The following is a 21,451-nucleotide window of genomic DNA, read 5'->3' on the forward strand; positions in this document are numbered from 1 at the left end:
TATGAGCACCTCTCGGACGGGTGGGCGGCTGAGCCTCCGCCGCCCTCTGCGACGCCGGGCCGCACCGCCGTCGGTCAACCGCGTGAAGCCCCGGTTCCACCGCTCAACCGGACTCAGGCACCAACGCCCGCGCGATTGCGTCGAGCATCGCTCACGAACGCAACTCCCGAACCGGACACGTGTACACGTTAGCGCGTACACTGATCTCATGACTGAGAACAGCGTGACCGTACGGGAAGCCCGCGCGCACCTCGCCGACCACATCAACCGGGCCGAGGAAGGCGTTCCGACCGTCATTACGCGCAACGGTGCTCCGGTGGCAGCCGTGGTCCCGATCGCGGACTTCGAAGCGCTGGAGGAAGCGGCCGACGTCATGCTGGCGCGCGAAGCCGAAGCGGTCCTGGCCGAGGGTGGTCCCACCGTGACGATGGCGGAACTGCTGGCGGACCTGTTCACCGAGCGGGACGGCGAGGCGGCGTGAAGTACGCCTTCCGGTTCACCACGGCGGCGCAGCGGCAGCTCCGGGCCATCAGCCGGCCCGACGCCATGCGCATCCTGACCGCGCTGACCGCGCTCGGTGACGACCCGTACCGCGAGGACGCCGACGTCAAGAAGCTCACCGGCCCGTCCGGGCTCTACCGGCTCCGGGTCGGAAGCTACCGAGTCGCCTACCAGGTCAACGAGGGTGAACTCGTCGTTCTCGTCGTCAAGGTGGGCGACCGGCGGGACGTGTACCGCAGCCTGTAGGCGGTCAGGCCAGCGACCAGGCGATCCCGTCGAGGATGTCGTGCTCGCTGACGACGACCTCCGCGGCCCCGGTCCGCCGCATCACGGCGAGCAGGATCAGCGCCCCGGAGGTGATCACGTCGACCCGTCCCGGATGCATCGCCCCGATCGCGGCACGTTCGGCGTGCGTGGAGGCGAGGAGCCGTTCGGTGATCCCCTCGACCTGTTCCAGGGAGATCCGGGAGTGGTGGATCGCCGCGGAGTCGTACGCGTCGAGCCCCAGGGCGATCGCGGCGACCGTGGTGACCGTCCCGGCGAGGCCGACGAGGGTGGCGGCGCCGGTGAGCGGGACGGTCTCCTCGGCGAGGTCGAGGGCGGCGTCGATGTCGGCGCGGATCGCGGCGATCCGGCCGGGCGTCGGCGGGTCGCTCACGACACCGTCGTGCACGAGGTGACGCTCGGTCATCCGCACGCAGCCGATGTCCACGGAGCGCGCGGCCCGCACCTGGTCGTCGCCGACGACGAACTCGGTGGAGCCGCCGCCGATGTCCACGACGAGATACGGCTTCGCGAGGTGGTCGCGGCCAGCGAGCTCCTTGGTGGCACCGGCGAAGGAGAACTCCGCCTCCTGGTCGCCGCTGATCACCTCGGGCTCGACGCCCAGGATGTCCACCACGCCGCGGACGAACTCGTCCCGGTTCTCCGCGTCCCGCGAGGCGGAGGTGGCGACGAAGCGTATCTTCCGCGCCCCGTGCTCCTCGATCGCCTCCGCGTACCGGCGGCAGGCGGCGAACGTCCGCTCCAGGGCCTCGGGCGCGAGCCGGCCGGTGCGGTCCACCCCCTGGCCGAGACGGACGATCTCCATCCGGCGGTCGAGCTCGACGAGCTCGCCGGTGGTCGGGTCCGCGTCGGCGACGAGCAGACGGATGGAGTTGGTACCGCAGTCGATGGCGGCCACGCGAGTCATGCATGCTCCTGTGGAATCAAGCCCCTCCGGTGTACGGGGAGCAGGGGGGCCGGGCAGGCCCCGGGGACGGTCAGGCCTCGTCGTCCGCGTCCGCGGGCGGACAGGGCGTCACGCACGGCCCCTTGAGCCACCACTCCGGCAGCATCGCGATCGCCTCGTCGCCCAGCGGGTTCACGCCGGGCCCGGCGGCCAGCGAGTGGCCGACCAGCACGTGCAGGCACTTCACCCGGTCCGGCATGCCGCCGGCGCTCGGGAAGCCCTCCAGCACCTCGATCGCGTCGCGCCGGGCGATGTAGTCCTCGTGTGCGGCCCGGTACGCGGCGGCCAGCTCCGGGTCCGTGCCGAGGCGTTCGGTCATCTCCTTCATGACCCCGTTCGCCTCCAGTGTGCCGATCGCCGAAGCGGCACGCGGGCACGTCAGGTAATACGTCGTCGGGAACGGCGTGCCGTCCTCCAGCCGGGGCTGCGTCTCGACCACGTCCGGGTTGCCGCACGGGCAGCGGTGCGCGATCGCGCGCAGCCCACGCGGCGGGCGGCCCAGCTGGAGCTGGAACGCGGCGATGTCCGCCTCGGTGGGCGGGGTGGACTCGGTCTGCGGAGGGGGGGTTTCCATGCCTGCCTAGGTTCTGATCGGGCTGCTCGAACTGCGGTTCTGCAGAGGGGGTGGGAGAAGTCAGTCGCGGCGGTCGGCGCTGTCCACGCCGTCCCAGAGGTTGGAGTGCCACGACCGGCCGGAATCGTCCGTCTCGCCGTTGCGCTCCTTGACCGCGTCGGGGTCGATCACCGTGTAACCGGTCTCCCCGGGGAGAAGGTAGTGCAGATGTGTGCGGGCCAGCTGCCGGACGTACGCATCGTCCTGGAGGCGCGCCTTCTCGTCGCGCAGCTCCTCGGTGCGGGTGCGGGCCTCCTGTGCCATGCGCTCCTGTTCGGCGATCTCGTCCCGTTGTGACATGTACTGCCGCATCGGGTACGCGAGCGCCACCACCAGGGAGCAGACGACGAGGGCGAGGAAGGCCGCCCGGCCGGTGAGCCGGGAGCGGCGGGCCTGACGGCGGTTCTGTGACCGGTAGACGCGGGCGGCGGTCTGCTCCCCGAGCAGCCGCAGCCGGGTCGAGGTGGAGAACCGGTCCCGGTCCTTCGCGGCCATGTTCCCGCCTCCCCTTACACACGTCCGTCCCCGAACACGGTACGGGACCGAGTGCGGGGACGGACGGAGGCCGGGGCCTTTCAACTTCGAAGGGCCGGTGCTCAGCCCTTGAAGCGCGGGAACGCGGAGCGGCCCGCGTACACCGCGGCGTCGTCGAGGATCTCCTCGATGCGCAGCAGCTGGTTGTACTTGGCGACGCGCTCGGACCGGGCCGGGGCGCCGGTCTTGATCTGGCCGCAGTTGGTGGCGACGGCCAGGTCGGCGATGGTGACGTCCTCGGTCTCGCCGGAGCGGTGCGACATCATGCACTTGTAGCCGTTGCGCTGGGCCAGCTCGACGGCGTCCAGGGTCTCGGTCAGCGAACCGATCTGGTTGACCTTGACGAGCAGGGCGTTGGCGGACCCCTCCTCGATGCCGCGGGCCAGACGCTCCGGGTTGGTGACGAACAGGTCGTCGCCGACGAGCTGGACCTTGGCGCCGAGCTTGTCGGTGATGACCTTCCAGCCGGCCCAGTCGTCCTCGAACAGCGGGTCCTCGATGGAGACCAGCGGGTACGCGGCGACGAGCTCCTCGTAGTACTCGGTCATCTCGGCGGCCGAGCGGGACTTGCCCTCGAACTCGTACACGCCGTCCTTGTAGAACTCGGACGCGGCGACGTCGAGCGCGAGCGCGATGTCCTTGCCCGGGACGTAGCCGGCCTCCTTGACGGCCTCCAGGATGAGGTCGAGGGCGGCGCGGTTGGACTCCAGGTTCGGCGCGAAGCCGCCCTCGTCGCCGAGACCGGTCGAAAGACCCTTGGTCTTCAGGACCTTCTTCAGCGTGTGGTAGACCTCGGCACCCCAGCGCAGGGCCTCGGAGAAGGACTCCGCGCCGATCGGGGCGATCATGAACTCCTGGATGTCCACGTTGGAGTCGGCGTGCGACCCACCGTTGAGGATGTTCATCATCGGAACGGGCAGCAGGTGCGCGTTCGGGCCGCCGAGGTAGCGGAACAGCGGCAGGTCGGAGGCCTCGGAGGCCGCGTGGGCGACCGCCAGCGAGACGCCGAGGATGGCGTTGGCGCCGAGCGAGCCCTTGTTCTCGGTGGCGTCCAGGTCGAACATCGCCTGGTCGATCAGCCGCTGCTCGGTGGCGTCGTAACCGACGAGCTCCGGGCCGATCTGCTCGATCACGGCGAGGACGGCCTTCTCCACGCCCTTGCCCTGGTAACGGTTGGGGTCCCCGTCGCGAAGCTCGATGGCCTCGAACGCACCGGTGGAGGCGCCGGACGGCACGGCAGCACGGCCCGTGCTGCCGTCGTCGAGGCCAACCTCGACCTCGACCGTGGGGTTACCCCGGGAGTCGAGGATTTCCCGGGCTACGACGACGTCGATGGACGGCACGAGCATCTCCTTCTGGGATATGACGCTGGTTGTGCAGGGTCACTTTGGCCTTGCGACAAGAGCCTAACCGGCGCGACCCGATCAGCCGGACGACCGCCCGTCCCCTGGGACGAAAAAGAACCCAGGAAATCTCATTGCCGGACAAACGGCCAGAATTTTACTGGCCAGTAACTACAACAGTTGAACGATCACCCACAAGGCGGGCCCGCGGCGAACGGATGCGAAGACCCCGGCCCGGCGCGCCTGGGGGACTGCGCGCCGGGCCGGGGTGCCCTGGAAAAGGGGAATCCGAACTGCCGGATTACTTCGTCAGGTGAAGCTGCTGACCCGGGTAGATCAGGTTGGCGTCCTTGACGATGCCCTTGTTCAGCTCGAACAGCTTCTGCCAGCCGCCCTGGACGTTGTGGGCGGCAGCGATCTTGCTGAGGGTGTCACCGGAGACGACCTTGTACTCGCCGTTCCCCTTCTTGACCTTCTCGCCGGTCGGGGTGGTGACGGTCTTCTTCGACTCGGTCTGCGCCGGCGCGGTCGAGCGGTACGAGCGGTTGGCGGCAGGAGCCTCGGTGCGCTCGGCCTTCTTCGGCTGGGTCTGCTGCTTCGGCGCGGCCTGGGTGCTCTGCTTCTGGGTGTTCTGCTTCTGGGTGGTGGTGGAGGACTTCGAGGAGCCGGTGTCGACGCCCGGGTTCACCCCGTCGTTCTTCAGGTTGCCGGCCCAGGCGCAGCCCCAGGCACCGGGGCCCTGCATGTCGAGGAGCCGCTCGGCCGTGGCGATCTGCTGGGCCTTGGTGGCCAGGTCGGCACGGGGGGCGTACTGCGTACCGCCGGCGGCGGCCCAGCTGGACTGCGAGAACTGCAGGCCGCCGTAGTAGCCGTTGCCGGTGTTGATGGACCAGTTGCCACCGGACTCGCACTGGGCGACGGCGTCCCAGGTGGCGACGGAGGCGGCGGAGGCGCCGGTCGCACCGATCAGCGGCATGACGGCGGCGGTGCCGGTGACACCGGCGAGCGTGGCGATGCGGACGGCCTTGGACGGACGACGGCGCTGACCCTTACCAGAAAACAGCATGGAAGATCTCCTCACCGACGCCTACGAGGTGAGCTGTCGGGTTCGGGCCAAGTGAGTTGCCCGGTCGCACGTCCTAGCACGCGACTTCACCCCAAGCCGGACCCTGATGCGTCTTTCGACGATCGGGACCGACGCCTACCTGGGTCCCCCGCTCCTGCCTACGGCGCTTTACGCGTCTGTTCCCTCCGACCGACGGCAGGATTCGGCGTGACGGTCGACGGGGCCCGCGGTGCGAGCAGTTCCGACCGTAAACACACGGAACCCTTATATCCAAAAACAGACATACCGGACAATCAGCCCTTACTTGCACCTGAAGAACCATCGTTTTCGCAGGTGGGAGGCGATACGGAAGGTTCGTCCAGCTACGACACGCCAGTTGACGCAAAGAGACCCATGTCTCACTTACGCATAAGCGGACATAGGTCCCTGAAGTACCCCAGCTTTGGGGGCTGTTTTAGTCGTTTTTCAGCCAGGCCTCACGGGGCCTTCACCTCGAGATCAAGGCTCTGGCCAGGGAGGATGAGGTCCGGATCGGAGCCGACGACACCCTTGTTGGCCTCGTAGAGCGCAGACCATCCACCAGGAACATTCTGTGCATCAGCAATCGTCCAGAGATTGTCACCGGCATGGACGGCATAGGAGCCGTCGGCGCCTGCCTGACGCGCTCCGGCGTCCGAGCGTGACGCATGGCGGCCCGACTCCCGCTCACCGCCGTTCACATGCCCTCTCCCCTCGGAGGCGGCCGCACCCCGGTGCTTGCCACCGGCCCGGCTGGGGGAAGCGGCGGAATCAGAGGACTGTGACGCATCTGACGAAGCCGACGAATCTGGTGAATCTGACGAAGCGGAAGATTCGGATGCCTTGGCGGACGGGGCCGTCGACACGGCGGCCGAAGGCTTCGCGGACGGCGTGGTCTCGTCGCTCTGCGCGTCATCGCTCTGCGCTTCGCCGCCCTGCGTGTCGCCGCCCTGCGCATCCTTCACGTGACCCTTGCCACTCGACACGTCGTCCGAGAGGCCGACGGACGGCACGGAGCCCGGGTCGACGCCCGGCAGCGTCCCGTCCGTGGTGAGGCCGGAGATGACCGCGCAACTGGGCCACGCCTTCGGGCCACGGTCCTCCAGGACTTTCTCGGCCACGGCGATCTGCTGGGCGCGGCTGGCGAGGTCGGCGCTCGGGGCGTACGACTCACCGCCGTTCGCCTTCCAGACCTCCGGCGAGAGCTGGAGACCGCCGTAGGAGCCGTTGCCGAAGTCGGCGCTCCATGTGCCACCGCTCTCGCAGTCGGCCACCCGGTCCCAGGTCGTGGCGTCGGCCGCGTGCGCACCGGCCGCGCCGAGGAGCGGGATGGCGATGGCCGATCCGGTCACGCCCGCCGCGACGACGATGGCGGGTGCCTGACGAGGGCGACGGTGTCTGCCGTTCGCGGAGCCCATGAGGTTGCCTTCCGTGTGACGAGTGACAGGTGCGTCGAACGGTGAAACTAGCGGGACTCGAACGCGTGTCACAAGTCGATGCAGCGCAGATCACGTGAAAGTCACAAAGTTGACAGGGTGTCACCTTGCGCCTCGGGGGAGCCCGGTGTGAACTCCACGGGCAGCGTGCGCAGTCCGCGCATGATGAGTCCGCCGCGCCACCGCAGATCGGCGGGTTCCCCCGCAAGGCGCAGGTCGGGAAGGCGCCTCAGCAGCGTGGCGAGCGCGGTCCGTCCCTCCAGGCGGGCCAACGGCGCGCCCAGGCAGTAGTGGATGCCGTGCCCGTATCCGAGGTGCTGGTTGTCACGCCGTGCGAGGTCGAGCACGTCGGGGTCCTCGAAGCGTTCCGGGTCACGGTCGGCTGCGGCGAGCACGACGAGCACCGGGTCGCCGACCGCGATGTCCTGCCCGCCGAGTGTCAGCGGCTCGGTGGCGAACCGCCAGGTCGCCAGCTCCACCGGACCGTCGTACCGCAGCAGCTCCTCTATCCCGGTCTCCAGCAGCCCGTCCTCCCCCACGCCGAGGGAACGCTGCAGCCGCTCGCGCTGTACGGGGTTGCGCAGCAGGGCGTACACCCCGTTGCCGATGAGGTTGACCGTCGTCTCGAACCCGGCGAAGAGCAGGATGAAGGCCATGGCCGCGGCCTCGTTCTCGGTGAGGTGCTCGCCGTGGTCGGCGACCCGGATCAGCTCCGAGATCAGGTCGTCCCCCGGGTTCTCGCGCTTGCGGTGGATCAGCTCGGCCAGATAGCCCCGCATCTTCTTCACGGACCTGGCCACTCCCCCGCGCGGCCCGCCGCCGTGGCGGATCATCATGCCCGCCCAGTCCCGGAAGTCGTCCTGGTCCTCCCGCGGGACGCCGAGCAGATCGCAGATCGCGTAGATGGGGAGCGGGAAGGCGAACTCGTGGATGAGGTCGGCCTTCCCCTCCGCGATGAAGCGGTCGATGAGTCGGTCCGTCAGTTCCTGCACGCGCGGGGCGAACTCGGCGACCCGGCGCGGGGTGAACGCCTTGGAGACGAGGCGGCGCAGCCGGGTGTGGTCGGGCGGGTCGATGTTCAGCAGGTGCGTCATCAGCTCCGCCTTGCGCTCGCCCGGGATGCCCGTCCTGCCCTTGGCGTGCGCGGGCTCGGCGTGGTGCGCCGGGTTCTTGGAGAGCCGGGTGTCGGCGAGCGCCTGCCGGGCGTCCGCGTACCGGGTCACGAGCCAGGCCTCGACGCCGCTGGGCAGCGCGGTCCGGTGCACGGGGCTGTGCTCGCGCAGCCAGGCGTAGGCCGGGTACGGATCGGTGGCGAACTCCCAGGTGAAGAGTTCGGGCGCGCCGGCGGGGCAGGCGCCGGGCTGTCCGGCGGGGCGGTCGGTGGGCTGTCCGGCGGGGCGGTCGGTGGAGCGGTCGCCAGGCTGTCCGGTGGGACGGTCGGTGGGGCTGTGGTTCACCCTTCGACGTTATCCGTTGCCCTCTGCCGCCCGGATGGCGTCCCGGTAGGCACGGCCCGCGGCCCGCAGGGCGGCCTCGGGGTCGACCCCGTCCTGTTCGGCGCGGACGGCGAGGGCGAGCAGCTCGTACCCGATGCCGTCGCCTGTGGGCAGCGTCACATCGAGCCCCGCGGTACGGGCCCGGCCGGCCAGTTTCGCGGCGAGCGCGAGACCGGGCTGGCCGAGCGGCACTCCGTCGGTGACCGAGTCGCGCTGCTTCTCGATGGCCTTGGTCCGCAGCCAGTGCGCGTGCACGTCCTCCGGAGTCTCGGCGGTCTCGTCCCCGAAGACATGCGGATGGCGGTGGATCAGCTTCTCGACGAGGGTCGCGGCCACGTCGTCGACGGAGAACGGCTCCTCCTCGTTCTCCTCGGCGATCCTGGCGTGGAAGACGACCTGGAGGAGGACGTCCCCGAGCTCTTCGCGCAGCTCCTCGCGGTCGCCGTCCTCGATCGCCTCGACGAGTTCGTACGCCTCCTCGATGGCGTACTTGGCGAGGCCCTTGTGGGTCTTCTGCGAGGTCCAGGGGCATTCGGTCCGGATCCGGTCCATGATCTGGACCAGGTCGAGGAGCCGGGCGCCCGGCAGGTCGTACGAACCGGGCAGCAGCTCCAGGTCCGGCATCCGCACCCGGCCCGAGCCGGCGAGCCGGGCCAGCCCGTCGGTCAGCGGTCCGCTTCCTTCACCGCCGGTGAGGACGACCACGCTCCGGCCGCCGGCGCACACGTCGACGAGTTCCTGCGCGCTGGGCGCGGCATGCTCGACGGCGACGCCGGCCTCGCGCAGATACGGCAGCTGCGGGTGGTCCGGCTCGGCGCAGAACACCCGGTCGGCCTCGCGCAGCGTCTGCCAGGCGGGCCAGGACAGAAGTCCGGGTGCGACGCGGTGGCTGGCGGTGAGCAGGACGATACGGCCGGGGTCTTCAGCGTTCACTGTTCGAATCTACCCCGGCCGGACGGACGGCTGTCCCTGCGACCGAGGGCGCAGGCACCTGCCGGGGCATGCGAAGTCGTGCTCAGCCAGGCGGCGACGCCCGCGCTCACCCCGGGGTGCCACAGGAGTTACGGTCCGCAGCCGGTCTGCGCCCCGCTCTACCGTCCGTGCGGATGGCCGAGCTGACCCGTGTGGCACCGGACCTCATGCCATTCCCCCGGTCAGCCGGCCGCTGCACAAGAAGGGGACGCCGGCGAGGCGGTCACCACCACCTGTTCCGCGCACTCGGCCGCGCGCAAAGCATCACCCACCACTTCGACCAGCCACACGGCGGCGTCCACCGACCACTCCGGCACACGACACACGAACCGCAGCACGCCACGCTCGCGGCCCTTGTGGTAGCCGTGCTCGCCGTTCACGTCCGCCATGCCGGACAAGTCGAGCGGCCCAGCAGCGACTTCGGCCTCTGCGACGTCACCAAGCCGCTCCCCGATGGCGCCGCACACCGCCGCCTCCTTCCCCCGCATCGTGGGCCCGGCAGCGACGGTGACGTTCACGGGAACCGACGTGGACGGGTCGGTGAGGGCGAACCATCTGCACATCGCCTGAAAGTCGTCGGAGGCATCACCGACAAGCTCCTGCAGCGGCAGGACGGCATGCAGCCCGGTGAACCGGACGCGCCCGACCCGATTCACCGCGTCCGACAGGATCCGCGCCACGTGAAGGAGCGGGAGACGCGGCTCACGGACATCGACCGGGATCTCCACCGACATCCACGCCAGCTCCCGGACGTTCCCATCCTGCGTCCAGTCCCCGCCGGCCAGAGCATCGGCCCAGCGCCCAGGGTCCTGGACGATCCGGGCCTCGCCCCATCCCTGGTACGGGTAGGTCCATCCGCCGGTGGAGTACCAGCCGTAGGCCTCCGCCCTGCGCATGGCGAGGTCGTACATTTCACTGCCGTGGGCATCGCAGGTGAGGTGCGACGCCCACGGGTACCGGTCAAGTACCCCGTGCAAGGCAACAAGCGTCTCGTAGTACACGCGATGGCCTTTCTGTACGTACTCGTACCGCACGTGACCGGTATCCGTCGGCGGGACACTGAACCCGGACCCAGGATCCGACGCCAGTCCTCTGACCGCATGGGTTCGCCGGGTCGGTCGTCGTGGCGGTTGGATGTCCCGAGACGTTCGTTGACGCCGGGGCTGTGGTGGCTGAGCCTCTCCGTGACCAGAGCGTCAGGCCACCAGCGCCGCGTGCAGCGCGTCGAACACCTCACGCAGATCAAGGATCGGGACCGGATCGAGTTCCATCTGCAGGTGACACACGCCGTCGTCGCCGTTAGGGGTCAGGCGAACGAAGAAGGCAAAACCGTCCCCGACGGGCTCCGCCTTCAACACCAGCGGATTGTTGCGGCCGGGGGTCACTTCCGTTGAAAAGCGCGCCCCCGACGCCGCGTCCAAGCACGAGACCATCCGCTCTGCGAAGTCCACGACCTCAGCATCGGTGAGGTAAGCCGTGAAGTCGGCTGTCAGCCAAGAGCACCAGTCCGCGCCGACCCGCCAGGTTCCTTCCCCGGTCCGAGTCAGCTCCAGCCATGCAACGTCGTCGCCGAGGCGCATCTGTGCCTCTACCATCCTGGCCCTCCGGGCATCCGTCCTGAGCTCAAGATCCTGTGGTGCGGGTCTCCGCCGCTGGAACCCACCGAGCGTCACCCGGCACAGCACCAACCCGGTGAACCTTCCCGGTCACGGCACCAGATTCCGCGGTACAGCATCTGCGTCTTGGCGGTGAGCTTCGAGTCGCCATCCGGGCTGCCGGTCACGGCCCCGGACGCCGGACTAGGCCCCCGCCTCGGCGGGCTGGGTCGCCTCAGTGATCCAGGGGGCCTTGTAGTTGGCGAGCTGGGTCTGCTTGTCGTCCCAGGTACCGAAGCGCGGATTGACGTCGATCTTCAACGCCTTCGACGCCTTGCTGAGCGCGTCACCGACGGCCTTCTGCCCCTCGGGCTGCTGGAGGTCGGCGCCCAGGGTCTGGGCCAGCTTCGTCAGCTGGACCTGCTCGCGCAGGACGGCGTCGATCTGGTTCGGGGCGACCCAGCTCTGCTGGAGCATCGCCGTCTGCAGCTGCTCCTCTCCCCCGGACTGGGCGGCCGCCGACTTCCGCATCTGCTGGATCTCGTTGCGGCTGACGGTCACGCCCGCGTCCCGCGCGGCCCGGTCCAGGACCCGGTCGAAGATCATCCCGTGCAGCTTGGCCCGGCCGAGCTGGCCCGACTTGTCGATGAGCTGTCCGGAGTCCTTCGACGCACGCTGCGCCTCGCGTACGGCCGCCACCTGACCCTGGAGCGTGGACACCTCGATCCGGTCCCCGCCGACGACGGCCGCGGCACCCGGATGGGCCTGGCTGCCGCACGCGGTGAGGAGCGGTGCTCCGACAAGCAGGGCGGCGGAGACGGTGAGCGCGGTGCGACGGCGGCGGTGCAAAGGAGCCTCCCGGGGAGAGTTTGTGCATCAGTGCACAAGACCTTGCGGTGATCGATGTTAGGCAGTGGACGTGGTTGAGGCCACTGATTCGACCAACGATTCGGAAGGAGTTGGGGATGTGGGCCCTCCGCCGGGGGCCCGCCGGGCAGGTCTGTGCGGTTCACGCTTCGCCGCCACCCCGCACCCCGTCACGCGTCAAGCCGCTGTGGAACGGTTGCCCGGGGGCGCTTCGTCAGGTCCGCGGCTGTCGTGCGGGGTAAACACGAAAGCCGAGGTATCGCCGTCGAGGTCGATGGTCAGCGACGCGTCCAGCGCCTTGGCAAGGCGAATGAGCAGGTGCAGGGTCGGCACGGAATCGCCGCCCTCGATGTGGGAGATCTGCGGCTGCGTCATGCCTGCGCGCCGGGCCAGTTCGGCTTGCGACAGGCCGAGTTCGATTCGGCGGTCGTGGACGGCCTGGCCGAGCGCGAACGCATACCCGGCTTCCTGATAGGCCGGGGACTCCTCGACCGACTCTCCCAGGAGCCGCCTGGTCCGGTGGGTCTTCCACTGGGAGTGGTTCACGGATTCTCCTCCTTGATCCGGTCGTAGTCGTGCTGAGCAGGACCATGGTCCGCCTCGCACGACTTCTGTGCCTGCTGCGCACGCTCGACCTCGGTCGTCTCGCGCTGCCTGGTCTTACGGAAGACCGTCAGCAGCACGATGCGCCGGTCGGGAGCCAGCCAGTACGTGATGCGCACGGCATTGCCATCCATGGTGAAACGCAGTTCGCGTAACTTGCCTCCAAGGTGGCGCGAGTACGGCTCCCCCAGACTGGTCGGCTGAGCGGCGAGCATGTCGGCCGCTCGTTCGGCCTTGTCGTACTGGGCATCCGGCAGGAGTTCCAGCCAGCGCCGGACTTCCGGTTCGATCGGTCAGTCGCCCACGATCGCGACCGGGGCGTCCCAGGCGTTCCGGTCGATCGTGAGCGTGCCGCCGGTGTGCGTCACCTTCTTGTTGACGGCGTACTGGTGGCCGCGGCGGTGCCCGGTGTACAGCGTCGACGCGTACGGGAAGCCCTTGGTGGTGGAGTACACGTCGTCGTAGCGGGCGTACCAGAGGATCTCCGGCAGGTCCGTGCGGTTCGTGGCGTTGGCCACGACGGCGGCGCTGGAGTTGCTGAAGCCGTAGAAGCCGGACCAGTACCCCTTGGCCTTGACCGTCTTGTCGAATGACCGGATGTAGGTGAGCACCGTGTTCACGCACGAGGTGTTCGACGGGTCGAAGTACTCCATGTCGAGGTAGACGGGGCTGCCGGGCTTCATGCCGAGCGCGGCCTCCTTCGCCACCGCGTCCTTGGCGTCGGTGACGGCCAGGGAGGCGGCGTTGGCGGCGGTCATCTTCTCGGGGTTGGCGCTGGTCTGGCACGGCGGCTGCGCACCGACGTACAGCGGGACGAGCTTCCAGCCGACGGCGCTGACGGACTTCACCCAGGAGGCGGTGAGGTTGGGCTGGGCGCAGCCGCGGTTCTTCCCGCCGACGTACACGGCGGCACCGTGGTAGACGGAGGAGCTGTACCAGCCCTTCATGGTGGTCAGCGACGGTGCGGTGCAGGTGTCGAAGACATGCCCGGTGTAGATCTTCGGCGCGGGCCTGGAGACCGTGGTGGCGGTGGCGGCCTCGGCGGCGAACGCACCACCGGCGAGCACGGCGACGCCGGCCACGGCCAGGGAGATACGACGGCGCTTCTTGGATATGCGGTGAGAGGGCACGGAGACCTCGAAGTGCTGGAAGAGGTGTGAGGCCGACGGGGCAGGCGAAGTCGTCAGCCGCCCCGGCGGCAGATCACGATCTCACGCCGTGGCAGGCGGATCGCCCGTGACTGGGGGTTTCTGTACAGCCATGACAGAAATTTGGCATGCCCATTACCCTCGCCCTCGCCGTCGCCGTCGCCGGAACTCGAGTCCCGGGCTCCGAGATCCGAGCTCCGAGACCGGACCGCTCACTCTTTCGTGTGTATGAGGAGGGCCCCAGTCCTGGCACTTGAGCTCCGAGATCCGAGCGCCGAGATCCGGGCTCCGGGATTCGAGCGCTGTTGGTCAACCGGTAGGGAAAACAAGGGGTTTGGTAACACCCTCCCCACCTCCCCGACCCGTCACGCACAGCAAGTACGACTAATCCGGACCAGCTTGCGGCGCGCTGTCGCGGCTGCTTACGGTGCCCAAAGAAACGACCCCGACACGGTGTTGTACGCACCGGCCGGGGCCTCACCCCAAGATCGAACCGAAGGCGATCCCGTGGCTGCCCAGAACTTTAGCTCTGCCCTACGCACCCCCGCACCCTCCCGCCCGTACGCAAAGGCCAATCCCGGCTACGGCAAGCGATCCGTGCCGCATCAACAGCCGCCGCGCGCCGATGACTTCATGCTGCTGCCGGAGCGTGAGCGCTACATCGCCGGATACCTGGATCACTTGCCCGACGGTTCGGCCATGGACATCAAGTCACTGGCCAGAGACCTCCCCCCGTACGGACAGATGGCCGTCGGCAGCGCCCTGCGCGCACTGGGCGTGGCCGGTCATCTGCGGCAGGTCCAGTGCCAGGTCGAGAGCCCGGGCAAGGTCCGCTGGGTCACCCGCACCTACTGGTCCCGCACCGCCCACGACAACGAGTGGTGGAGCACCTTCCTGGACGCCGAGAACCACCGGGCCGGAACAGAAGCGCAGGCCCCGGCCCTCGCTGCGGAGGCGGTGGCGGAGCCCGCAGCCGAGCCGACCCCGGCTGCTCCCGTTGCCGCTACCCCAGCCGTACCCGCCGTACCTGCCACTCCTACGGCCCCTGCCGTAGCCGCCGTACCGCAGCAGCGGGCGCCCGAACCGGCCCCGCAGCACCCCTCCCCCGCCTACCTCGCCCTGGCCCAACTGGGCCGAACCGAACCGCGCCTGGCCCTCTCCGCCGCCGACTGCACCACCCTGGAGCCCCTGGCCACCCAGTGGTTCACCAGAGGCGTCGACGCCACCTACCTCACCCACGCCCTCACCGCCGGCCTACCCACCCACGTCGACTCCCCCATCGGCTTCCTGCGCCGTCGCCTCTACGACAAGATGCCGCCCTGCCTGCCCACCACCCCGACACCGGCCAGCACGGGCACTCCCGCCCGCCGCGTGATGGCCGAATGCACCGAATGCGGCACCCCCGGCCCGCCCCAAGCCCTCCCTGACGGCCTCTGCCGCACCTGCCGCACACCCGACCCGGGCCACCTCCCGACCGCCCCCGCCGGCCCGTTCACCGAACGTGACATCCACGCGCTCGTCGGCAGCCTCCGGGACCTGATGAAAGCCCCTTGAAATGCTCGATCGCCTACTCGGGGTCGAGTGCGCATGGGGACGGAACGTATCCATGGTCAATGAAGACGCGTCTGAAGAGGTCGTGGCCCGTGCGTCCGCTGTAGCGGAGTGCCCGGTCCTGTGCGGCACCCCGCTCGTCATGGAGTCCGGATTCGGCCCCGCAGTCGCCAGCGGCGCCGAACGCCTCGTGGGCGATGTCCTCTTCGGGAACATGACGGATGGCGTGTGCGATGTGCCGGTAGGCGGTGCGGGGGCTCGATGGGCCCCTCGGGGTGGCGTCGCATGCAGACGTTGCAGTCGCCGACGGTGGTCATATCGCCAGCCACGGGGGCCGGTCACATTCGTTGGCCAGTTCGACACAGCCCGCGCAGCCGTCGACGGGAGGCGCCCCGGGAATCAGGGATTCTCGGACTGCTTTTCTTCGCCTGTTGGCCACCAGTGCCCTCCCCATTTTCGGTAACCGTGATGGCGAGGTCTCATGGCATTTCCGAGCAGCGATTCAAGGTTCGCACCGAAACGCCTGCCATGGCGGCAGGCATTTCGTGCGTGACGATACATGCCCGACGCGCCGATCCAGGTGGCGAGACCACTGGTTACGCAACCTCTCGGGCCAGCCTGCGCTCAGCTGCTCACATCAACCCTTTCGTCGACAGGAAGGAAAGGGCGGCGATTACCGCGAAGACTCCCGCGCACGCTGGAAGGCCTGGCCCCCTCCTCGCGAGTCTCACGAATGCCATGGTGACAAAAAGCGACCAACTGACATTGTAGCCAATCAGAATAAGACGAGAATCGCCACTCATCATAAATTCGACTGCCGAGCCAATGACGGCACCGCTCGCCGCGGCAGCTATTGGCGCCGTCCACGTCTTGACGTATCCCCGTTTTTCGACCTCCACCCCACGGCTCCTGGAGAACCGGTCATGGAATTCGGTCGCAAGGATAACGGCCGCCCCCAAAAGGTGCGGAAGCATGTAAATTACACTGGGAGTCACTCGACTTTCTCCATCTTCTGAAGATCAAAGAATATGTAAACGGCCGCCCCCTGGCGTCACCCGCCGTGCGCCTGCGCCTGACGGTCGAGGAGGCGGCCCAGCTCCACCGGCAGCGGATGGTGCGGCCCGTATGCGCGTTCCGTGTCGTACAGCAGTCTCCGCAACTCCACCCGAGCCGCCGCGTGGTCGCCGATCGCGAGCAGCAGGTGTCCGATGCGGTTGCGGATCTCGAAGGCGCGGGCCGGGTCGTTGCCCGTGGCGAGGTGGTTCTCGTAGTGCGGGAGGAGCGCCCGGTACTCCGCGAGCGCGGCGGCCGGTTCGCCGAGCTGTTCCAGGCACTGGGCCGCGTCGTAGCGGAACCGGAGGGTCTCGGCGTCGGCCGGTCCGGCCACCGCCGTGCGGTCGTCGGCGAGGCGGCGCAGTTCGGGCAGCGCGCGGCGGTACTGGCCGTCGTCCATCAGCGTCGCCGCGTACTGCTTGCGCAGGATGCGGACCACGGCGGAGTCCTCGCCGTGCTGTTCGGCCGCGACCGGGAGGAGGGAGCCGAGGATGTCCACGGCCTGGGTGATGCGGCCCTCACCGAGCAGCTTCTTGACGTCGTCGACGGCGGCGGCGACATCGGGCCGAGCGGCCGCCGGGGCGGGCGGGGCCGGGGGCGCGGGGGTGGTGCGGTCGGGCCAGGGGGCGTGCGGGCGCAGGAAGGGGCGGGTGGGGTCGTGCGGCCCGGTCGGCAGTCCGGTGCCCCGGGTGGGGAGCAGCGGGGCGAGGTGTTCGTACACCTCCTGGGGGCCGGACGGCCGGTGCTGGGGGTCCTTGGCCAGCAGTCTCAGAACCAGCGCTTCGAGCGGTTCGGGGATGTCGGGCCGGACGCGGCGGACGGGAATCGGCGGCTCGTGGAGATGGCGGTGCAGCACACCGACGGCGGTCGATCCCGCGAACGGCACGTCGCCGCTGAGGAGTTCGTGGAGGAGCACACCGAGGGCGTACAGATCGGTGTACGGGCCGACGGCGCCGCCCATCGCCTGTTCGGGGGCCATGTAGGCCGGGGAGCCGATCGGTGAGCCGGTGTGGGTGAGCCGGGTGGTGTCGGTGTCCAGGACGGAGGCGACGCCCAGGTCCAGGACGGTGATGGTGCCGTCCGGGCGCACCATGACGTTGCGGGGCTTGAGGTCGCGGTGGACGATCGGGACCGCGTGCACGGCGCTCAGGACGGCGCAGAGCTGGGCGGCAACCGCGACGGCCCACGGCCAGGGGTACGGGTCGTGCTCGGCGAGGTGGTCGGCGAGGTCGGAGCCCTCGACGTACTGCATGACGAGGTACAGGTCGTCGCCGTCGCTGCCCGCGTCGTGGACGGTCACCAGACCCGGGTGGTCGACCTGGGCGGTCACCCGGCACTCGCGGGCGAAGCGGCGGCGCAGTTCGTCCGCCGACTCGCTGCCGCCGGGGCCGGTGACCCGGTCGGGGCGCAGCAGCTTCACCGCGACCCGGCGGTCCAGGCGCTGGTCGTAGGCCGTCCAGACCTGGCCCATGCCGCCCTGGCCGAGGACGGTCGCCAGTTGGTACCGCCCGCCGACGAGTCGGCCGTTCACCGGCCCTCTTCCTTCCGGAGGTAGTCGCTCAGCTCGTCGAGTTCGGCGCGGACCTGGTCGATGCGCGGGGACCGATGCGGTGGTGCCGGCGGTACGGGTGGGGCGGCGGGAGCGGGTACGGGGGCGGACACCGGGGCGGGAGCGGGGGTGGGGGCGGTGCCCGGCCCGTGCATCGGGGCCGGGGGCGCGTATCCGTACCCGGATTCCGGCGCCGGGGGGCTCGCGTATGCGCCCGGGAGATTCTGCTTCCTGAGCTGTTCGTGGTGGCGGATGTCCGCGACCAGGTAGTACGTGGGAGCGGCCACCATCACCAGCAGCAGCACCGGTATGAGGATGTCGTCGATGCCGGTCGGTTCGTCGCTGCCGTCCCTGCCGATGACCAGAAAAAGTACGCAGACGAGAACGAACGCGGCCCCGGTCAGCCACCAGTCGGCCGCCCGGCGTCGCACGATCGCGAGGCGCAGCAGCGGAAGCCACAGCAGCAGCCCGAACGAGCACACCGAGAGCGCGCAGAACAGCACGCGCATCGAGACGGTCCAGGCCCGACCGGGAACCCGGCGCGGTGGCGTCGGCGGATGGCCCGGGGCGTGCATGGCTGCTCCTGGAGATCGGATCGTGAACGTCCGCGCACACCGCGTGCGCGCACTCCCGAGCGTAAGGGGCGGCACCGACGATCGGCCCCGGTGGTACGGAGCGACCGCAGTTCGGCTCGATGCGGCTCGCTTCGGCGCGGCCGCGGTCCGGCTTACTTCGGCGCGACCGTGCCGTCCGTCAGTCCGTCGTACATCCCCTGGACCAGCTGTCCGCCGAGCCGGCCGGCCAGCCGCAGCGCTTCCTCGAACCGGGCCAGGGCACGGAACCGCTCCCCGAACCTCTGCTGCTCCGCCAGGGGCAGCCGGGGCAGTTGGAGGCGGCGGGCGTCGAGCCGGGTGGCGGTGGAGGCGTAGCTGCTGGCCTGGCGGTTGTTGGCCGTGCCGCGCAGGAAGCCGGCGAGGAACCAGGGGTCGAGGGCGGTCGGATCGGGGCGCAGCAGCTGGAGGTTGCGGCCCAGCGCGGCACCCGCGGTGGCGTCGTCGATGACGCGTACGACGGAGCCGCCGCCGAGCACGGGGACGACGACATCGCCCCGTTCGACGAGGACCGGTTCCTCGGGAGGCCCGTCGACCGGGAGGCTTCCCGAGGGGGCGGTCGCGCCGAGGACGTCGTGTTCCGTGAGGACGGGGACCGGTCCGGTGCCGGAGCCGCCGGTGCGGAGCTGGAGGGCGCCGGCGCGGGCGAGTTCACCGACGGTGGTGAGCGGCCAGTGCGCGGGGTCGGAGGGGATCACGGCCGGCGGGGTGAGGGTGCCGGTGAGGCCAAGTGTTTCCGTGAGCCGTTCCCGTACCCGGATCAGTTCGGCCGGTCCGCTCGTGGCGGCCGGGGGCGGCAGGTGGCGGGCGGGCGCCAGATCCACGTCGTCGTCGAGGAGTTCGATGACCGGGACGGCACGGCCGGGCCTGCCGCTGCCCGCAGCACCCCTGCCCCCGTCCACGCCCGTGTCCCTGTCCTGGCCCGCACCCCTGTCCTGACCCACGCCCTCGAACGACTGCCAGGCGTCGAGCACGGCCCTTCGTACCGTCGGCCAGTCGAGCCGGTCACGTCCGCCGGACGGAGCGGTGGATGCCGGACCTGCCGAGGGGGTCTCCGACGGTTCCGCGGTGTCGACGAGCAGGAGTTCCGGTGAGGGGTGCAGGCCGCTGCCCGGCTTGCGCAGCACCCAGAGATGGAGCGGGATGCCGTACGGAGGCGCGGCGCCGGCCGGGAGCGCGATGACGGCGCGCAGGGCGCCGCGGCGCAGCAGATCGGCCCGGATACGGCGGCCGGAACGGCGGGACGCGGCGGCCGGTGGCATCAGGAGCACGGCGGTTCCGCCCTCGCGCAGACGAGCCAAGGCGTGCTGGACCCAGGCGAGTTCGGACTCGGTGCGGGCCGGCAGGCCGTACTCCCAGCGCGGGTCGTAGGCGAGTTCGTCGTGGCCCCAGTTGCGTTCGTTGAACGGGGGGTGGCAGAGCACCGCGTCGGCGGCGAGCTGCGGAAAGGCGTCCGCGCGCAGGGTGTCGCCGGTCCGTACCGCGAGGCCGCGGTCGCTGTCCGCGTCGGTGTGCAGGGCGAGCCGGAGTGCGGTGAGCGCGGCAAAGTCGGGGCTGGACTCCTGCGCGTACCGGGCGGCCGGGCCGTCGACGGCGCACAGCAGGGCGCCGGTGCCCGCGGCGGGGTCGAGGACCGTGCGGGCCTCGGGTGTTCCGGTCTCCGCCAGGGCGGCCATCAGTTCGGCGAGTCCGGGCGGGGTGAGGGTGTACTGGCGCGGGTTGGCGTCCAGTTGGCGCCCGAGCAGGAACTCGAAGGTCTGCCGGGCCCCGGTCTCGACGGCGAGTTCGGCGGCGGCGCGGAGCAGCGGTACGGACGGCAGCAGTTCCGCGCGAACCGGGGTGCGCACGGCGCGTCCTGCTTCCGCGGCGGGCCCGAAGCGGGCGGCGAGCACCTCGTCGAGGGCGAGGGACAGCACACCGGCCATCGCCTCGTCCGGGACGGCGGCGAGTTCCCTCCAGGCGGCGGGGCGGTCCCGCAGGAGCAGCAGGGCGCTGCCGGTGTGAACCAGGGCGGCTACCGCGCCGACCGGGTGTCCGGCGAGCTGCTGCCAGACCCGTTCGCGGAGCGGGACCTCGGCGAGTTTGCCCTGTTCGCGCAGCCATCGTTCGATCTCGGACAGCGCGAAGGACGGGCTCGTCTCGGTGCCGCCGACGGGCTTGGGGAAGTCGGCGTGACGGCGGCGCCAGTTGCTGACGGCGGCCCGGCCCACGCCCGCGAGCCGGGCGATCCCGGCCGCGGTCACCTCTGTCGAGTTCTCCAGCACTGGCTGTCTCCCTGGTCCGTCGCGCTGTGCGGGCGAGCATACCGATCCATCATGAGAAAGTTCGGTTCACAGCGTGATCCGACCCATCAAGAAAGTTCCTTGTTGACTCGGTTCACAAGCTCTGCTGTTATTGACGTGTCGTCACCTCATGAGCTCCTGGAGCTGTCTGCCATGCGCCTTCTCGCCCGTACCGCCGTCAACACCTTCTGCGCCCTCACCGTGCTGGGCCTGGCCGCCTGCGGCACCGACACGTCCCCCTCCTCCCCGAAGGCCACCGGACCCTTCGCGGGCCTGTCGGGCTCCGAGGTCGCCAACAAGGCCATCAAGGCCACGAAGAAGGTCAAGTCCCTCAAGATCGCCGTCGACATGACGTCGGACGGCGACCGGATCTCCGCCCGTCTCAGCACCAACACCTCCGGCGACTGCACCGGAACGATGGCCATCGGCCCGGCCGGCAGCATGGAGATCCGCAGGACCGGCGACACCGTCTACACGAAGTTCGACGAGGCGATGCTCCGCGAACAGTCCAAGGGCGAGCCCGCCGCGGACATCGACGCGGCGGTGGACGCGCTCGCGGGCCGTTGGATGAAGTCGAAGGCCTCGGACCCCGACAACAAGGACATGCTCGAACTCTGCGACCTGAACGCGCTGTTGGAGGAATTCGAGGCCAACGACAACGCGGCCAAGAAGAGCGGCGAGAGCACCGTCGACGGCCGGCCCGCACTGCGCCTCACCGAGAAGGACAGCGAGGGCACCTACACCATCCTGGTGGCCACCGAGGGGGAGCCGTACATCCTCAAGGTCGATGCCAAGGGCACCGAGGACCCGATGACGATGACGCTCTCCGAGTTCGACAAGCCCGTCGTGGTGAAGAAGCCCGCCGCCAAGGACATCATCGACCCGGACGAGTAGACCGGCTGATCGGCACCCGGAAGCGGGGACCACACTTTCCCGGCGCAACACCCGCCCCGCCGACCGCCGCAGCAGACCTGGAGCCGTT

21 protein-coding genes and 1 riboswitch are annotated in these 21,451 nt (G+C 69.8%); of the genes, 4 read left to right on the plus strand and 17 right to left on the minus strand.

Translation table 11 applies throughout. The annotated features are described in order from the left end of the window. Positions 1–208: 208 nt before the first annotated feature. A complete protein-coding gene (locus AB0L71_RS14195) occupies positions 209–481 on the plus strand; it encodes a type II toxin-antitoxin system Phd/YefM family antitoxin (protein ID WP_365242197.1) in 273 nt (90 codons plus the stop codon). Then, positions 478–747 carry a type II toxin-antitoxin system RelE/ParE family toxin gene (locus AB0L71_RS14200; protein ID WP_365242199.1) on the plus strand — a complete coding sequence of 90 codons (270 nt, stop codon included), beginning with the start codon at positions 478–480 and terminating at the stop codon, positions 745–747. The genes AB0L71_RS14195 and AB0L71_RS14200 overlap by 4 nt, the downstream gene beginning before the upstream one ends. Before the next feature lie 4 nt (positions 748–751). Here AB0L71_RS14200 and AB0L71_RS14205 read toward each other — a convergent pair whose 3' ends face one another. The 14 genes from AB0L71_RS14205 to AB0L71_RS14270 form a co-directional block, all read right to left on the minus strand. Continuing rightward, entirely contained in the window at positions 752–1,693 is a 942-nt protein-coding gene (locus tag AB0L71_RS14205) for a Ppx/GppA phosphatase family protein (RefSeq protein ID WP_365242201.1), read from the minus strand. Positions 1,694–1,763: 70 nt separating this feature from the next. After that, positions 1,764–2,306 carry a DUF501 domain-containing protein gene (locus AB0L71_RS14210; protein ID WP_365242203.1) on the minus strand — a complete coding sequence of 181 codons (543 nt, stop codon included), beginning with the start codon at positions 2,304–2,306 and terminating at the stop codon, positions 1,764–1,766. A 60-nt stretch (positions 2,307–2,366) separates the two neighbouring features. Beyond that, positions 2,367–2,840, minus strand: coding sequence for a septum formation initiator family protein (locus AB0L71_RS14215; protein WP_365242205.1), 474 nt, complete (start codon positions 2,838–2,840; stop codon positions 2,367–2,369). 101 nt (positions 2,841–2,941) lie between these two features. Next, positions 2,942–4,228: a phosphopyruvate hydratase gene (gene eno / locus AB0L71_RS14220; RefSeq protein ID WP_365242207.1), complete on the minus strand. Its 1,287-nt coding sequence runs from the start codon at positions 4,226–4,228 to the stop codon at positions 2,942–2,944. 295 nt (positions 4,229–4,523) lie between these two features. Then, positions 4,524–5,288 (minus strand): transglycosylase family protein, encoded by a 765-nt coding sequence (locus AB0L71_RS14225; protein WP_365242209.1) that lies wholly within the window; start codon positions 5,286–5,288, stop codon positions 4,524–4,526. Between the two features lie 3 nt (positions 5,289–5,291). Then, a riboswitch (cyclic di-AMP (ydaO/yuaA leader) is annotated at positions 5,292–5,464 on the minus strand. A 300-nt stretch (positions 5,465–5,764) separates the two neighbouring features. Next, positions 5,765–6,724: a transglycosylase family protein gene (locus AB0L71_RS14230; protein ID WP_365242211.1), complete on the minus strand. Its 960-nt coding sequence runs from the start codon at positions 6,722–6,724 to the stop codon at positions 5,765–5,767. A gap of 101 nt (positions 6,725–6,825) precedes the next feature. Continuing rightward, positions 6,826–8,199: a cytochrome P450 gene (locus AB0L71_RS14235; RefSeq protein WP_365242213.1), complete on the minus strand. Its 1,374-nt coding sequence runs from the start codon at positions 8,197–8,199 to the stop codon at positions 6,826–6,828. Positions 8,200–8,208: 9 nt separating this feature from the next. Further along, positions 8,209–9,171: a nucleoside triphosphate pyrophosphohydrolase gene (locus AB0L71_RS14240; protein ID WP_365242215.1), complete on the minus strand. Its 963-nt coding sequence runs from the start codon at positions 9,169–9,171 to the stop codon at positions 8,209–8,211. A 221-nt stretch (positions 9,172–9,392) separates the two neighbouring features. Next, positions 9,393–9,944 carry a hypothetical protein gene (locus tag AB0L71_RS14245; RefSeq protein ID WP_365242217.1) on the minus strand — a complete coding sequence of 184 codons (552 nt, stop codon included), beginning with the start codon at positions 9,942–9,944 and terminating at the stop codon, positions 9,393–9,395. A gap of 462 nt (positions 9,945–10,406) precedes the next feature. Continuing rightward, positions 10,407–10,805, minus strand: a complete 399-nt coding sequence (locus AB0L71_RS14250) for a hypothetical protein (RefSeq protein ID WP_365242219.1) — start codon at positions 10,803–10,805, stop codon at positions 10,407–10,409. Positions 10,806–11,009: 204 nt separating this feature from the next. Next, positions 11,010–11,654 carry a SurA N-terminal domain-containing protein gene (locus AB0L71_RS14255; RefSeq protein ID WP_365242221.1) on the minus strand — a complete coding sequence of 215 codons (645 nt, stop codon included), beginning with the start codon at positions 11,652–11,654 and terminating at the stop codon, positions 11,010–11,012. Positions 11,655–11,849: 195 nt separating this feature from the next. Next, positions 11,850–12,218, minus strand: coding sequence for a helix-turn-helix transcriptional regulator (locus AB0L71_RS14260; protein ID WP_365242223.1), 369 nt, complete (start codon positions 12,216–12,218; stop codon positions 11,850–11,852). Then, positions 12,215–12,565: a type II toxin-antitoxin system RelE/ParE family toxin gene (locus AB0L71_RS14265; RefSeq protein WP_365242489.1), complete on the minus strand. Its 351-nt coding sequence runs from the start codon at positions 12,563–12,565 to the stop codon at positions 12,215–12,217. The genes AB0L71_RS14260 and AB0L71_RS14265 overlap by 4 nt, the downstream gene beginning before the upstream one ends. 3 nt (positions 12,566–12,568) lie before the next feature. Next, on the minus strand, positions 12,569–13,405 hold the full coding sequence (locus AB0L71_RS14270; protein ID WP_365242225.1) for a glycoside hydrolase domain-containing protein: 837 nt from the start codon (positions 13,403–13,405) through the stop codon (positions 12,569–12,571). Positions 13,406–13,930: 525 nt separating this feature from the next. On the opposite strand from AB0L71_RS14270, the gene AB0L71_RS14275 reads away from it, so the two are divergent. Then, positions 13,931–14,977: a MarR family transcriptional regulator gene (locus AB0L71_RS14275; RefSeq protein WP_365242227.1), complete on the plus strand. Its 1,047-nt coding sequence runs from the start codon at positions 13,931–13,933 to the stop codon at positions 14,975–14,977. Positions 14,978–16,025: 1,048 nt separating this feature from the next. On the opposite strand, the gene AB0L71_RS14280 is transcribed toward AB0L71_RS14275, so the two are convergent. The 3 genes from AB0L71_RS14280 to AB0L71_RS14290 form a co-directional block, all read right to left on the minus strand. Beyond that, complete coding sequence (locus AB0L71_RS14280; RefSeq protein WP_365242229.1) at positions 16,026–17,558, minus strand: serine/threonine-protein kinase; 1,533 nt, start codon at positions 17,556–17,558, stop codon at positions 16,026–16,028. Then, complete coding sequence (locus AB0L71_RS14285) at positions 17,555–18,151, minus strand: hypothetical protein (RefSeq protein ID WP_365242231.1); 597 nt, start codon at positions 18,149–18,151, stop codon at positions 17,555–17,557. The genes AB0L71_RS14280 and AB0L71_RS14285 overlap by 4 nt, the downstream gene beginning before the upstream one ends. 152 nt (positions 18,152–18,303) lie before the next feature. Beyond that, entirely contained in the window at positions 18,304–20,451 is a 2,148-nt protein-coding gene (locus tag AB0L71_RS14290; RefSeq protein WP_365242233.1) for an N-6 DNA methylase, read from the minus strand. A gap of 135 nt (positions 20,452–20,586) precedes the next feature. Between AB0L71_RS14290 and AB0L71_RS14295 the strand changes: the two genes are divergently transcribed. Beyond that, on the plus strand, positions 20,587–21,363 hold the full coding sequence (locus tag AB0L71_RS14295; protein WP_365242235.1) for a hypothetical protein: 777 nt from the start codon (positions 20,587–20,589) through the stop codon (positions 21,361–21,363). Positions 21,364–21,451 lie beyond the last annotated feature (88 nt).

Origin of the sequence: Streptomyces sp. NPDC052052 (genome assembly GCF_040680455.1) — a bacterium.
Classification (GTDB): Bacteria; Actinomycetota; Actinomycetes; order Streptomycetales; family Streptomycetaceae; genus Streptomyces.

Excerpts from the sequence above, each read along its gene's own strand:
- AB0L71_RS14285 (WP_365242231.1), bottom strand. The coding sequence starts at position 18,151 with ATGCACGCCCCGGGCCATCCGCCGACGCCACCGCGCCGGGTTCCCGGT.
- AB0L71_RS14245 (WP_365242217.1), bottom strand. The coding sequence starts at position 9,944 with ATGTCGGTGGAGATCCCGGTCGATGTCCGTGAGCCGCGTCTCCCGCTC.
- AB0L71_RS14250 (WP_365242219.1), bottom strand. The coding sequence starts at position 10,805 with ATGGTAGAGGCACAGATGCGCCTCGGCGACGACGTTGCATGGCTGGAG.
- AB0L71_RS14210 (WP_365242203.1), bottom strand. The coding sequence starts at position 2,306 with ATGGAAACCCCCCCTCCGCAGACCGAGTCCACCCCGCCCACCGAGGCG.
- AB0L71_RS14230 (WP_365242211.1), bottom strand. The coding sequence starts at position 6,724 with ATGGGCTCCGCGAACGGCAGACACCGTCGCCCTCGTCAGGCACCCGCC.
- AB0L71_RS14225 (WP_365242209.1), bottom strand. The coding sequence starts at position 5,288 with ATGCTGTTTTCTGGTAAGGGTCAGCGCCGTCGTCCGTCCAAGGCCGTC.
- AB0L71_RS14205 (WP_365242201.1), bottom strand. The coding sequence starts at position 1,693 with ATGACTCGCGTGGCCGCCATCGACTGCGGTACCAACTCCATCCGTCTG.
- eno (WP_365242207.1), bottom strand. The coding sequence starts at position 4,228 with ATGCTCGTGCCGTCCATCGACGTCGTCGTAGCCCGGGAAATCCTCGAC.
- AB0L71_RS14215 (WP_365242205.1), bottom strand. The coding sequence starts at position 2,840 with ATGGCCGCGAAGGACCGGGACCGGTTCTCCACCTCGACCCGGCTGCGG.
- AB0L71_RS14195 (WP_365242197.1), top strand. The coding sequence starts at position 209 with ATGACTGAGAACAGCGTGACCGTACGGGAAGCCCGCGCGCACCTCGCC.